Genomic DNA, 13,102 nt, shown 5'->3' with positions numbered 1-13,102 from the left:
GTTTTAGCCTCCCAGTAACGCAATGCTGCGATCGATTAATTGGTGTTGAGCGCTGTCATCCAAGCTAGTTTTTAACTGGCTTTCCACCCTTTCTAGTGCCATTAAAGCCACTCTTGCTCTGAGTTGGGCGATCGCTCTTTCTTGCTCTGCTTCCAACTCTTGACCTGCTGTTGCTTTCATGCGTTCAACGTCCTGCGCCCCTTGAGCTAAAATTGCTTCTTTGGCTGCGATCGCATTTTCTTGTGCAGCGGCTCGAATCCGTTCTGCTTCTGCTTGAGCCTCAGTCAATTGTTGCTGCTGTTCTGCGAGAGCTGCTGCGGCCTCTTTTTGGCGAGTTTCTGCTTCTTTAATTGCCTCTTCGATAGCGGAGCGTCTTTCGCTGAGGATATTTCCTAAAAAGCCGCGCCCGAAGTAAAAAAGCAATCCAACAAGAATGATCAGGTTAATCAGGTTGGCTTCTAAAATATCAAAATTTAAACCGAAACCACCTTCCCCGCTAGCTTCTGTGGCTAGCAATAAAACAGTCCCCATGATTCTCTTCCATAATTGCGCGTGCAGGTTTGATGAACCGATTTTAGATTTTAGATTTTAGATTTTCTAATTTACCCAAAATCTAAAACTGTTCGATCGAGCTATTTGACCAATGCTTTGCCTAATAGCTTCTCAAGAATTTGTCGGCTCAGGGCATCTACTTCTTTTTCTAGCGAGCGCATAGCCTCTTGTTTTTGCTGCTCTATCTCTTGGCTTGCCTTTTCTCGCGAAACTTGAGCTTCTTTTTGAGCCTCAGCTACTTTGGCCGACGCGATTTTTCTGGCATCCGCTTGAGCCGTAGCAATTACGGCTTGAGACTGTTTGCGAGTTTCTCCCAGTTTTTGTTCGTATTCCTTCGCTAATTTCTCGGCTTTCGCCAACCGTTCCTGAGCTGACAGTTTAGTGGTACGAATGTATTCGTCCCTATCGTCGAGCATCTTAGACATCGGCTTATAGAAAATCGCATTCAGAACTACCGTCAAAACTAGGAACTGCAACGCCATCAAAGGCAAAGTTGCATCAAAATCAAACACTTTTAGTTCCTCCTTGTTTTTGGGGCGGAAACACATCCGCCCCCTTTTGGCAGTCCTTCAGTATTAAGCGAAGGGATTAGCAAACAACAGCACCAATGCAATAACCAGACCGTAGATAGTCAAGGATTCCATAAATGCTAAGCTGAGCAGGAGAGTACCGCGAATTTTGCCTTCTGCTTCCGGCTGACGAGCAATACCTTCTACTGCTTGAGCGGCGGCATTACCTTGACCGATACCAGGGCCGATCGTACCTAAACCAATAGCTAGACTGGCGGCGATAACTGAAGCTGCGGCAATTGTCGGATCCATGATAAATTTCCTTAACCTTAGTGTACAGAATGAAATACAGATTTTGGGCGATCGGTCATTAGTAATCAGCCATCAGTCATCAGTCATCGGACATGAAACTGCAGACTGTTCCCTATTAACCTTTACCCACTTGAGGAGTGTTAATCGTGCTGTTCGTCGCCGTGTCCTTCCAATGCTTCGTGAATGTAAGCTCCTGCCAAGGTGGCAAATACCAAAGCTTGAATCGCACTGGTAAACAGACCCAACATCATTACGGGCAGAGGTACGAACAGCGGAACTAATACCACCAGAACCGCCACCACTAATTCATCCGCTAAAATGTTACCAAATAAACGGAAGCTCAGAGAAAGAGGCTTGGTGAAATCTTCCAAAATCGCGATCGGTAACAAAATTGGGGTTGGTTCGATGTACTTACTAAAGTAACCCAAACCCCGCTTACTGAAGCCCGCATAAAAATATGCCAGAGAAGTCAGCAAAGCAAGTGCCACCGTCGTGTTGATATCGTTAGTCGGAGCAGCTAGCTCGCCTTCTGGTAACGTAATTAGCTTCCAAGGAAGCAAAGCCCCCGACCAATTGGATACAAAAATAAACAGGAACAAAGTGCCAATAAACGGCAGCCACGGACGGTACTCTTTCTCGCCGAGTTGATTTCTAGCCAAGTCTCGAAGAAATTCTAAGGCATACTCCATAAAATTTTGCATTCCGCGCGGAATTCTCTGCATATTGCGAGTTCCCGCGAAGGCAGCTATCAGGAGGATAGCAATCACAATCCAGGAGGTAATGAATACCTGACCGTGAACTTTGAGACTACCTATGTGCCAGTAGAAATGCTTACCTACTTCCAACTCAGCGAGGGGAAAAGCATTAAAAGCATTTAAGACATTTAGCATTTCCATTCACAAGAAGTTCACACAGTGGAGGATTCACCGACTGCCTGACCCGTTCTCCGGGTCGGGAACAAATAGGTTTTGCACCACATAAAAGACGATCGCGCCCTTATACGTCAGAAATCCCAAAAATATGGGCAAAATCTGTAACTGATTCCACTGAGTTGCTACTATAATCAACCCAATAAAGACAGCTAACCTATTTTTACTCAGACTCGTCTTTTGCTGGCCGATGCGCTCAACGTCTTTAGCCAACATTCTCAAGTAAACCACACCGGCGATCGCCCCAATCACATAATTTAGGGCAATGTTGAGCGAATACAAAATCCACACCGAGACAAAAACTATTCCCGTGAAAGCAAGCGTGACTACAAACAACTGTTGTTGAAGCTTGTAGAAATCTTGCATAGCGTCGGTGGACTCCGGTTCGGGCGATCCCGTATGAGAGATGTCCTCCGTTTCAGCGATGGATGCGAGAGATTTATCTGACAAGGTTACTTGACTTTTAAAGCAGTCGGTGTTAGTTGACTCCCACTACAATTAATTCGGTTGAAACCGTCTTGTAGCGATAAGTGTGACAAAAGCTACAGCTCGTACACTTCAGATCGAATAATACCACGTGCAGGTAACATAACTTAAAAAAAAATGAATTTTTTGATCGGCGTCAGAGAAGAGTAGAGCCGAGGTACTGTGGCGAGGCAAGCGTGCATACCATAAACGTTTTACGCTCGTAGCAGGCAGCCGTTGTATCACAGATCGATCGCCCTTACCACAATCACTGTTCTTATGCTGCAATTATATTTTTTTTTGATGTATTTCTCAATATATATAATCTTTTAATATAATGCGGAACAGTCTCCGATCTCGCTCCTCTGTAGAACAGGCGTCTGGTCGGTAAATTTCTGCGGTTAATTAAAACTCCAACTCATTCAATCACCTTAAACTCTTGCAGCGCCGGGATGAAATTTTTATTCTCGTGGCTCGATCGACTAAGCTTAATCAAAGCAAACCGCTGCAGAGGCTGCAAACTCGCCCACTCTGCCAAACTAATCACAATATCCAACTCTTGAGCTTTTGCAGAAACAGACTCCGGTATAGTTGCAGCATCCATCCAGGGGGGATTCTCATCAACCGCCAAATCAGTACCCGGTTGACCAGTCTGTTTGATTAATACTTGGTTTAACTGTTCTCGGTAATCGCTAATTTCTGATTCAGTCAAACAAGGTAACTCGACAAGCATTTGACGTTCTGCTTGGTTGAAGTGATTCCAATCTTGTAACTTTAATTTAATCCCGCAAGTATCTAATTTCAGTCGTACCTGCATCGGAACGCAGCGCAGGGCTTCTACAAAGTCAGCTTCAAATTCAAAGAACATATATTTAGGGAGTTTGTTGGATTTGTGATTGAGATTTTTTTGATTTACCGCAGAGGGCGCTGAGGGCGCTGAGGAGAGAGTAAGAGAGAGAAGAAGTTGAGTAGGAAGTTTGTTGGATTTGTGATTGAGATTTTTTTTTATTTACCGCAGAGGGCGCAGAGGGCGCTGAGAAGAGAGTAAGAGAGAGAAGAAGTTGAGTAGGAAGTTTGTTGGATTTGTGATTGAGATTTTTTTTATTTACCGCAGAGGGCGCTGAGGGCGCTGAGGAGAGAGTAATAGAGAGAAATCGATGCAGGTTTCTTGCTTTCAATTAATAATTGCAGAAAATCGAGTCAGGATTTATAATTAAGTAATATTACATAGTATTGACATGAATCCCGTAGACTACCTTCGGATTAGTTTGATAGACCGCTGCAATTTCCGCTGTCTCTACTGTATGCCGGAAGGTAGCGAGTTGGACTACGTGTTGCAGCAGCAGTTGTTAACTCACTCGGAATTGCTAACTCTGCTGCGCGAAGTTTTTATACCTGTAGGATTTACTAAGTTTCGGCTGACTGGTGGGGAACCGCTGCTGCGCCCTGGGGTGGTGGATTTGGTGAGGTCGATCGCCTCGATGCCCGAAACGCGAGATTTATCCATGACAACCAACGGATTTTTGCTTGCGGGAATGGCCGAAAATCTCTACAGTGCAGGTTTGCGGCGGATTAATATTAGTTTGGATTCCTTGGAACCGGAGACTTTCGATAAGATAATTGGCAGTCGGGGACGATCGCGCTGGATGCAAGTTTGGGAAGGAATTCAAGCGGCTTATCAAGCTGGATTTGACCCGCTGAAACTGAATGTTGTGGTAATTCCCGGTGTGAATGACGGGGAAATATTGGATTTGGCAGAGTTAACTATTAACCGGAATTGGCACGTTAGATTTATTGAGTTTATGCCGATCGGCAATGGCGACTTATTTGGCGATAAAGGTTGGGTAGCTTCGGCAGAATTGCGGCAACAAATTAGCGATAAATACGGGTTAGCCGAGTCGGGAATTCGCGGTAACGGGCCGGCGGATGTGTTTCAAATTCCGGGGGCGAAGGGCACTTTAGGATTTATCAGCCAGATGTCGGAGTGTTTTTGCGATCGGTGCAACCGGATGCGTTTGTCTGCTGACGGGTGGCTGCGGCCTTGTCTGCTGAACGAAACGGGGCAAATTGACTTAAAAACTGCTCTGCGGAATGGGGTGTCTACGGTTGAATTGCGCGATCGAGTGCGGCACATATTAGAGATTAAACCGGAGATTAATTTCAAGCAGCGGGATTCGGGAACTACTCAAGGAAATTACAGCCGCACCATGTCTCAAATCGGCGGGTAGTATCAATTCCGGTAACACCGGAATGATATAGAGGAGACGGCAGTGCCGTGTCCCTACAGTATTATTTTCGGTAGGGACACGGCACTGCCGTCTCCTAATTTCGGCTTAAGACAAACTTTGTAAATCTTCCTCAGATAGCTGGGCTATTTTCATTAAGGCTTTTAAGGTTCCAACTTTCAAATCTTGATTCCGGTGAACGGGAATTGACAAAATTTGGTCTATTTCGGGGTTTTCATAGATATGATGACTGCCAGTAATTCTTCTCAAAACCCAACCTTTATGCTCTAGTATTTTGCCCAGTCGCTTCCCTGAAATAGATTTCATACAGCAATTTCAACAATTTTATCTGTGGAGGCAATTGCTTCACAACTATTAGCAACATCGAGCCAACCGACCATCGCATCTTTTAAATTAGCCATCACTTCTTCCATAGTATCTCCTTCGGTAATGCACCCAGGAAGTGCAGGTACTTCAGCCCAATAGCCACCTTCTTCTGCAGGATGGATGATTGCTCTAATTTTCATACATTTATTTAGTCCTTTGTTAAGGATATTATAACGATTATTAATAAATACAGGAAAACTTCTTTTTCTCGCGGTCTGCGGCAAAAGCAAGGCAGGCTTTGATGTCTGCGGAAGTTAGTAGGGTTTTCCACCAATAAGACTCCAAAATTGGCGGCAGTCCGATCGACACGGGGCGATCGCCCCGACACCACAAGCAAGGCTACAAAATGCACCATCTGGCGGGGTCTAGCGGGTTTTGGGATGATTCCACCTGTGGCAGTGGCAAGGCTGGCAGAGTTGCATCACAGGCAAAGTTTGCGGGTCTAGCGTGGGTCTAACGTCTGGCAAGGTTGCCACGGTCGGAGCGATCGGATTGGAGCGGTGGCCGTCTAGCTTTTTTGCGTCACAATTGTACTGCAACTGCGCTATAATTATAAGTTAGGCATAGTAGTCTGAAAATGCACTTTCGTAATAAATCTAATGATTGTTCAACCTGATGAAGTTGATGCGTTTGAGGCTTTCCTCGACGATTACGAAGACAAAACCGCTTGGGTACGCGCCCTGCATTTAGGTATTCGTAAAAATTCAGGTCAATTGTCAGCTAACGAATTTGTTGCGTCAGTTTTTTCAAATATTTCCCCTGAACAGTTTCGGCATGGTCTTGAACGCTCAGGACACATAGATCCTTCTGCAATATTTTTTAAGTACCTATACAGTAATCCTCATTTGCTTATTCCCTTGGGTTTTGATGAAATTCGCATTGAGAGAGCACAAGCTGAACAACTTGCATCAGCCTTTAATAAAGGCATGAAAAAACATGGATGGATATCAGAAGTTGATGCATCTTTTCGCTTACCTAACCATGAATCTTTTGAAGTTATGCTCGGTTTACACTGCCGTCAACTTTCTTCTGGGATTTGGTATCAAGGTGTAGCTTTAGATTTAGCAGAAAATTCGCTTCAGTTTCGCTCTACTCTTCAAGGAGCCTCCCTGAAAGTCTCGTTACGTGAAATTGTTGCTTGCTGTCGTACAGCGCTGCAAGGAGATTCATACCCTTCCGTGTTATTACTTCCAAACCTTTGGCATTCACCTTCTACAACACCATCTATTCAGATCGCAGACGCTACACGAGATATTGTAATGGCGCTTTCGCAAGGCTATAAGACTTTGCAAGACTTGACATGGAGACAACTAGAAGAGTTGGTCGCTGAGCTACTCAGATCAAGAGGTCTTGAGGTGAAACTTACGCCACCGTCAGGAGATGGAGGGCGAGACATTATAGCGCGTGGAGAATTAATTCCAGGCGAAACTGTATTATTAGCAGTTGAAGTTAAACATCGCCCTGTTGTAGGAGTGAGCGATGTTAGAAGTGCTTTGTACGCAAACCAAAATTTTCCTATGTTGCTCGTTGCAACTTCAGGTAAATTCACAGCAGGAGTAGTAAAGGAGAAAAAAAGACCAGACAACTTTCTACGCTTGCATTTAAGAGATGGCTTGGCTTTACAGTCATGGATTAACGACTATGTGTAATGATTTGCGTAATGCTTCTTCCTCATTGTGCCTTATGTATTGCCTAACACGTCACGGGAGCGGACGGACGAAAAATGCTGGTGCTTAGTTCAAGGTTATCTGCCGCCGCTGCGTTTTGCCGTTAGCTTGCCAGCCCACTCATACTCCAACTCTTACAACTCTGCCTAGTTCCTATAAAGAATGGGAAATTAGAGTTTCCCCGCCTAGCTTTTTTTATAGATGTTTCAGCCTCTAAATTAGGATATGCTCTTATCCTGATTTAGTAAAGTAACGTGCCTGAGATTTGTTGGTCTTCTTAACTGGTTCCCAGGCTCTAGCCTGGGAACGAGCAAACACCTACGCTTTGCGCTTCCGACGGCGAATCAGCACACTCATCACTTGCTTCGGATTGGCTGCACGTTGTAGGGGACTCCAATCGCCAACTTGGGCAAATCCCAGGCGGTACAAGGTGAGTATGGTTTCCCTGACACCCGATTGCGAACCTGTCACCGTTACACAAACCACATCCTGTTCCGATTCTGCTGCTGAGTCGTCATTTGGCCGTGCAAATTTGTTGTCGTCAGGCAAGAATTCCTGTGACATAATTATGTTCTCCTGGTTTTGGGTTTTCTAAAAAAACCCAAAAACCCAGCCGCCCCGCTTTTCAAGACATAGCAGGGCGGCTACAGAGAGTGTTATCATACTCCGTTAGCCTCCAGACTGCTGTGATCAGTTTGGCGGTTATGCTGTCCATTGCTGTTACCAGCAGCTTTGGGCGCAGCGAAGCGGAGGGAGTGCAACTAGATTTTTGGGCGGAGCGAAGCGGAGGGGACGCGGGCTACTTCCTCTACAAGCAAAGCAACCTCTAACTTCAAAGCGTAGCCGCAGAGGGGGGCCTGTGTCAATCCATTTGGGATTTTGGATTTTACGGGAAGTTACCCACAATCAGGAGACGGCAGTGCCGTTTCCCTACAGTTAATCTGGCGATGGTTATATCTGTTGCGAGGGGGATCGATCGATTATTTTGGGGTAGGGAAACGGCATTGCCGTGTCCTCAATTCCCCTGTTGTCGATTGTTATATCCGATCGCACGGTGTTAGCAAAATTAGCTGTTTTGATAAGATCGATCGCACTTCATCCAATCCCATGTCCACATCCGCCAAAATCTCCCCCACAGTTCTGGTATTGCAACCTTGCAGAAACTCAAACTCAGCACTTGACAAATCCATCAATTGATAATTGCAATCAAACACTTGTTGACTAGGCCAACCGTGGATACAAACACTCAACTCTGGAATTGCAGCCAAAAGTGCCTTGTCGTCCGACCAATCAATTTTATTAACAGGCTTTTTGCCCAAGAAAAACTCGTAATGAGTGATTTCCGTATCCAACAATTCAATTAATCGATAAAGCTCTCGTTCCGTCAAACCCTGAGCTCTTTCTATCAATTCCGGTGCTTTCCCTAACAGTCGTTCTAATTGCCAATATCCCGGATTTGAGAAACCGAGAAATTCCAATCCCGAAGCGTCAATTAACTCGAACAAAGTCTCGATGTTGTAGTCAATTTCCTGCGGGTGAACGTACATATCAGCAAAACATTCGTCTCGCTGATTTTCTCCTGCCCAACGCTGTTTTTCGTACTTGACAAGACGGTTGTTTTCTGGTAAAGAAGCAAAGATTTGACGGCCGACTTTCACACCATCAGCATAGTCGCCTTTTTGGCTGCCTTGGAGAAGTCCGATCGCCCTTTGCATCAGTTGAATCTCCCAGCGGCCGAGCTCAGCATACACAAAAATGTGCATCAAACCGCCCTCCGCCAACTTCGCCGCCAGCGCTTGAATGCCCCGGATCGGATCGGGTAAGTGGTGCAGCACGCCGACGCAGTTGATCAGATCGAACTCGCCCTCTAACTCGGCCGCATCGTAGATGCTGAGGTGGCGAAAATCGGCTTCTCGCGCCCCCGATCGCCTGCAGCGTTCTTGTGCTACCTTCAAGGCACCGGAACTAAGGTCGATCGCCGTTACGGACGCTTCCGGGTTGAGGTGAATCAGATAATCCGTACTCGAACCAGTGCCGCAGCCCGCATCTAAAATCCGAATATCGAGTTTTGGCGGCTTTTGGCCAGTGCAAAAATTGTAAGCATCAGGCCAACTCCAGCGCCAGTTATACCCTGGGGGCGGTTCGTCGGACAAAGGATCGGGAGGAAAAGGGAAAGTATCGTAAAGCCGCCGCACGGCAGCGCTGATATCGGGCGTAGTATCCATAGGTGGGTGAGGGGTTAGTGCGTGAGTTTTGAGATTGTCCCGAGCTCCGACAGAAGGGCGCTACGTGGTAAACTGTTATTGTTTCGCGCGAGTCAATCTCAAATCAAAAATCTCAAATTTTAAATCGACTGACAGTTGGCGCGTAATAAAACTTATCATTTTTTCTCATATAAGCTCTCGTGAATCTATACAATAAGTCTCGACAGGCTTTTTAACAAACGAGGACTGTCAATCACCCAATGCTGAGCTTTCGGGTAAAGCGGAGGCGTCTTTCGGCAAAAAGTAAAAGGCCCAGCAAAAGGCAGAAGAAAATTTTGGATTTTCTTGTTCCTGAATAAACGGCAGTTGCTGCGATCGCCCGCTCGCGAGCTTTCCTGCAAATAATTTTTGCCGGGGGTCTAGGGCCAAGCAAGGGCGGAGGAAGTGCCGCGTGCCTGTCTTCGGGTCGGACATTTCCCGGCAGGACGAAAGATGAAACCAAAACATTTTAATCTAAGAAAGTAAGCGCCCCAACCTCGTGACAGGTCAAGGCAAAAAGTAAACAAAGCAAAATACCTAGTTGTACTTGCATCAGAAGGCAAGGTTAGTCTGGGTAAATGCTGCAACGATTTAGATAGGGAGCGAAGGAGTCTAATGACTGTAAAAGCAAGTGGTGGAAGCTCAGTTGCGCGTCCGCAACTATATCAAACTGTACCGGTCGCAACGATTTCGCAAGCAGAACAGCAAGACCGCTTCCTACAGCGGGGCGAACTTAGCGAACTGGCAACTTATTTCAGTTCCGGTGCGATGAGAATCGCAATTTCTGAGACGCTGACGAGAAACTCAGAACTGATAGTGTCTCGGGCCGCCAACCGAATTTTTGTCGGCGGTTCCCCGCTGGCATTTTTGGAAAGACCGGCAGAACCTGTGATGGCAATGGCTGGTGCGGCTCGTGGCGGCTCGGTTAATGTCTCTGAAGGCATGAAACTGGGAACTGTTACCTACGTTGAAGGTCGCGCGGGTGGCGGCGGCAACGGCTCTGGTTCAGGTGGCGGATTGTTGGGTTTGGGAAATCTGTTTTCGAGCAACGGTGGCGGTGGCGGCCCAGTTCCTGCTGGGTTTGGGCCGATTAATGTCTCGCGCTACGGCCCGAGCAACATGACCAAATCTCTGCGGGATTTGAGCTGGTTTTTGCGCTACATCACCTACGCGATCGTCGCTGGCGACCCGAATATTATTTCGGTGAACGTGCGCGGATTGCGGGAAATTATCGAAAATGCTTGCTCTTCCGCGGCTACAATTGTGGCAATGCAGGAAATGAAGGCTGCATCCTTGGGTTATTTCAAGAATGATGAGGCCGGACGCACGATCGTCGCACAGTATTTCGACGTAGCAATTACCGAATTCAAAGCTCCGACACCTTCAGACAAGGTGCGCCAGCGCGAAACCAAGGATCAGCAAGGCCTGCAACTGCCTCAAATCTACTTCAACGCATCGGAACGACGCTCGAAATTCGCGATGAAAACCGGTCTGTCGTCGGGCGAAAAGCAAGAAGTAGTCAAAGCAGCTTACCGCCAAGTATTCGAGCGCGACATTACCCGCGCTTACAGCCAAAGCATTTCTGACCTGGAATCTAAGGTCAAAAACGGCGAAATCTCGATGAAAGAGTTTATCCGCCGTTTGGGTACATCTCCTCTGTACCGCCAGCAATTCTACGAGCCCTTTGTCAACAGTCGCGCTGTAGAACTGGCGGCCCGCCACTTCCTCGGCCGCGGTTTGAGCTCGCGGGAGGAATTTAGCAAGTATTTTGCGATCGTCACCAAAAGCGGCCTCGCAGGCCTCGTAGACGCAATGGTTTATTCCCAGGAATATTCCGACTACTTCGGCGAAGAAACAGTTCCTTACCTGCGCGGTTTGGGCCAAGAAGCTCAGGAATGCCGCAACTGGGGCCCACAAATTGATCTGTTCAATTTCAGCGCTCCGTTCCGCAAAGTTCCTCAGTTCATCACCTTGTTTGCCGGCTACACCCAGCCGCTACCAGACCAGCACGTTTACGGTGTTGGTAATGACCCCTTAGAAATTCAGTTCGGCGCGATTTTCCCGAAAGAAACTCGCAACCCCAAGAGCCGTCCGGCTCCCTTCGGCAAAGACACCCGACGCATCCTGATCCGTCAAGGTGCTGGTATTGAAAACCAATTGAGCAACCCGGATGCCAGAGGTAAGGCTCCCGGCTCTCTCGGCCCCAAGGTCTTTAAATTAGACCAGCTCCCCGGTGGTTACACATCTCCGAAAAAATCAACTCGCGGTGTCTCTAGCGGCTACAGCAGTGCTTCCAGTGTCAAATATACCGAAAGCTCCACCCAAGCGGTGATTCGGGCTGCTTACCTGCAAGTGTTCGGCCGCGATGTGTTCGACGGCCAGCGCCAAAAGGTGGCGGAAATTAAGCTGGAAAACGGCGACATTCCGATGCGCGAGTTTATTCGGATGTTGGCGAAGTCTGATGTGTTCCGCAATATGTACTGGAGCAAGCTGTACGTTTGTAAGGCGATCGAGTACATCCACCGCCGACTCCTGGGACGCCCTACCTACGGCCGCCAGGAAATGAACGCTTACTTTGACATTTGCGCCAAGAAGGGTTTCTACGCGCTCGTCGATGGCATCATGGACAGCATGGAGTACAACGAAGCTTTCGGGGAAGATACAGTCCCCTACGAGCGCTACGTGACTCCGGCTGGTTTGTCGATGCGGACGATGCGTACAGGCTCCTTTGGTGAGAAAAAGGTCAACCTTGAGACGGCGACAGAAACACCTAGGTTTGTTGAACTTGGTACTGCCGGCTCTCCGGGCGATGTCGAGTTGCAAAATCGGATTGCTCAAGGTGTCAGCAAGCGGCGCGAACAAACTAAGGTGTTCAAGCTGACGACTACTTCGGACAAAGTAGCTTTGAAAACTTTAATTCAAGCTGCTTACCGTCAAGTTTTTGAGCGCGACATCCATCCGTATGTTGTGAAGAATGAATTCACGGCGCTGGAAAGCAAACTGGGCAACAATGAAATCAATCTCAAAGAGTTTATTGAGGCTTTGGGTTGCTCGTCGCTGTACGTGAAACAGTTCTACGCACCTTATCCCAATACTAAGGTGATTGAGTTGGGAACGAAGCACTTCTTGGGCCGCGCTCCTCGCAATCAAGCGGAGATTCGGACGTACAACCAAATCTTGGCAAGCCAAGGGATTAAGGGCTTTATCAACGCGATGTTGAACAGCGTTGAATATGCTGAAGCGTTTGGCGAGGATACTGTTCCTTACCGCCGCTTCCCGACTCTCCCTGCTGCTAATTTCCCGAATACTGAAAGGCTTTACAACCAGTTGACTAAGCAGAATGCTGATGTTGTGGTTCCGAGTTTTGAGCCGGTAGCAGCGATCGACAGAAGTTAGATTGTTTTGAGATTTGAGATCTTAAATTAGTTGTAATTTAATGTCTCCAATTAGTTGAGGGGCTGGCCTAATTGCTAGCCCTTTTTTTGTTGTATAATTTGGAGTTTTTTAACCGCAGAGGGCGCAGAGGGCGCTGAGTGAGGGAAGAGAGGGAGGAGAGGGAAGCGCGATCGCGAATTAATTTATTGAAGTTGGTACAATTCGAGCATCCGTTTTATTTTTGGCTGTTGTTTTTCTGATTTTCTGAACGCCAGCCAAATGCGATTGTTGACGGTGGGTGAGGGTTTGAGGATGAGAGTTAGATCAATTCCGGTTGCACTCATACATGATGTTAACTGTTAATTTACTATTCCGATGAAGAGAGGATTTGATATTATACCATTTTTATAAAGATGTGCTATGGATGAAGTCTTAGCC

General features: G+C 47.1%; 16 protein-coding genes. 4 read left to right on the top strand and 12 right to left on the bottom strand.

The window, feature by feature from the left end; all coding sequences use genetic code 11:
- Positions 1-3: 3 nt before the first annotated feature.
- The 6 genes from IQ263_RS05465 to IQ263_RS05440 all read right to left on the bottom strand — a co-directional run bounded on the left by IQ263_RS05465 (position 4) and on the right by IQ263_RS05440 (position 3,635).
- Complete coding sequence (locus IQ263_RS05465) at positions 4-531, bottom strand: F0F1 ATP synthase subunit B (RefSeq protein WP_194066531.1); 528 nt, start codon at positions 529-531, stop codon at positions 4-6.
- 101 nt (positions 532-632) lie between these two features.
- Entirely contained in the window at positions 633-1,100 is a 468-nt protein-coding gene (locus IQ263_RS05460; protein WP_228042322.1) for a F0F1 ATP synthase subunit B', read from the bottom strand.
- A 27-nt stretch (positions 1,101-1,127) separates the two neighbouring features.
- Entirely contained in the window at positions 1,128-1,373 is a 246-nt protein-coding gene (gene atpE / locus IQ263_RS05455; RefSeq protein ID WP_194009253.1) for an ATP synthase F0 subunit C, read from the bottom strand.
- 140 nt (positions 1,374-1,513) lie between these two features.
- Complete coding sequence (gene atpB / locus IQ263_RS05450; RefSeq protein ID WP_194009252.1) at positions 1,514-2,269, bottom strand: F0F1 ATP synthase subunit A; 756 nt, start codon at positions 2,267-2,269, stop codon at positions 1,514-1,516.
- A 27-nt stretch (positions 2,270-2,296) separates the two neighbouring features.
- Entirely contained in the window at positions 2,297-2,728 is a 432-nt protein-coding gene (locus IQ263_RS05445) for an ATP synthase subunit I (RefSeq protein ID WP_442922495.1), read from the bottom strand.
- A gap of 457 nt (positions 2,729-3,185) precedes the next feature.
- Complete coding sequence (locus IQ263_RS05440) at positions 3,186-3,635, bottom strand: nitrate reductase associated protein (protein ID WP_194066530.1); 450 nt, start codon at positions 3,633-3,635, stop codon at positions 3,186-3,188.
- Between the two features lie 370 nt (positions 3,636-4,005).
- Here IQ263_RS05440 and moaA point away from each other — a divergent pair, with 370 nt between their 5' ends.
- Positions 4,006-4,995 carry a GTP 3',8-cyclase MoaA gene (gene moaA, locus IQ263_RS05435; protein ID WP_194066529.1) on the top strand — a complete coding sequence of 330 codons (990 nt, stop codon included), beginning with the start codon at positions 4,006-4,008 and terminating at the stop codon, positions 4,993-4,995.
- Positions 4,996-5,100: 105 nt separating this feature from the next.
- On the opposite strand, the gene IQ263_RS05430 is transcribed toward moaA, so the two are convergent.
- Both IQ263_RS05430 and IQ263_RS05425 read right to left on the bottom strand, forming a co-directional pair.
- Complete coding sequence (locus IQ263_RS05430) at positions 5,101-5,319, bottom strand: type II toxin-antitoxin system HicA family toxin (protein ID WP_194066528.1); 219 nt, start codon at positions 5,317-5,319, stop codon at positions 5,101-5,103.
- Positions 5,316-5,519, bottom strand: a complete 204-nt coding sequence (locus tag IQ263_RS05425) for a type II toxin-antitoxin system HicB family antitoxin (RefSeq protein ID WP_194066527.1) — start codon at positions 5,517-5,519, stop codon at positions 5,316-5,318. The genes IQ263_RS05430 and IQ263_RS05425 overlap by 4 nt, the downstream gene beginning before the upstream one ends.
- Positions 5,520-5,978: 459 nt before the next feature.
- Between IQ263_RS05425 and IQ263_RS05420 the strand changes: the two genes are divergently transcribed.
- Positions 5,979-7,028, top strand: a complete 1,050-nt coding sequence (locus IQ263_RS05420) for a restriction endonuclease (RefSeq protein WP_194066526.1) — start codon at positions 5,979-5,981, stop codon at positions 7,026-7,028.
- A gap of 336 nt (positions 7,029-7,364) precedes the next feature.
- On the opposite strand, the gene IQ263_RS05415 is transcribed toward IQ263_RS05420, so the two are convergent.
- Complete coding sequence (locus tag IQ263_RS05415; protein WP_194066525.1) at positions 7,365-7,610, bottom strand: hypothetical protein; 246 nt, start codon at positions 7,608-7,610, stop codon at positions 7,365-7,367.
- A gap of 89 nt (positions 7,611-7,699) precedes the next feature.
- Between IQ263_RS05415 and IQ263_RS05410 the strand changes: the two genes are divergently transcribed.
- Entirely contained in the window at positions 7,700-7,876 is a 177-nt protein-coding gene (locus IQ263_RS05410; protein WP_194066524.1) for a hypothetical protein, read from the top strand.
- Between the two features lie 207 nt (positions 7,877-8,083).
- Here the strand turns inward: IQ263_RS05410 and IQ263_RS05405 are convergent, their stop codons facing one another.
- Together IQ263_RS05405 and IQ263_RS05400 are read right to left on the bottom strand one after the other, a co-directional pair.
- A complete protein-coding gene (locus IQ263_RS05405; protein WP_194066523.1) occupies positions 8,084-9,271 on the bottom strand; it encodes a class I SAM-dependent methyltransferase in 1,188 nt (395 codons plus the stop codon).
- A 228-nt stretch (positions 9,272-9,499) separates the two neighbouring features.
- On the bottom strand, positions 9,500-9,724 hold the full coding sequence (locus IQ263_RS05400) for a hypothetical protein (RefSeq protein WP_194066522.1): 225 nt from the start codon (positions 9,722-9,724) through the stop codon (positions 9,500-9,502).
- A 180-nt stretch (positions 9,725-9,904) separates the two neighbouring features.
- Between IQ263_RS05400 and IQ263_RS05395 the strand changes: the two genes are divergently transcribed.
- Positions 9,905-12,685, top strand: coding sequence for a phycobilisome rod-core linker polypeptide (locus IQ263_RS05395; RefSeq protein WP_194066521.1), 2,781 nt, complete (start codon positions 9,905-9,907; stop codon positions 12,683-12,685).
- Between the two features lie 182 nt (positions 12,686-12,867).
- Here IQ263_RS05395 and IQ263_RS05390 read toward each other — a convergent pair whose 3' ends face one another.
- Positions 12,868-13,008: a hypothetical protein gene (locus tag IQ263_RS05390; RefSeq protein WP_194066520.1), complete on the bottom strand. Its 141-nt coding sequence runs from the start codon at positions 13,006-13,008 to the stop codon at positions 12,868-12,870.
- Between the last annotated feature and the right edge of the window lie 94 nt (positions 13,009-13,102).

Origin of the sequence: Tychonema sp. LEGE 06208 (assembly GCF_015207505.1) — a bacterium.
GTDB lineage: Bacteria > Cyanobacteriota > Cyanobacteriia > Cyanobacteriales > Microcoleaceae > Microcoleus.
The sequence above is the reverse complement of the archived record's forward strand: the minus strand, read 5'-3'. Positions and strand labels throughout refer to the sequence as shown.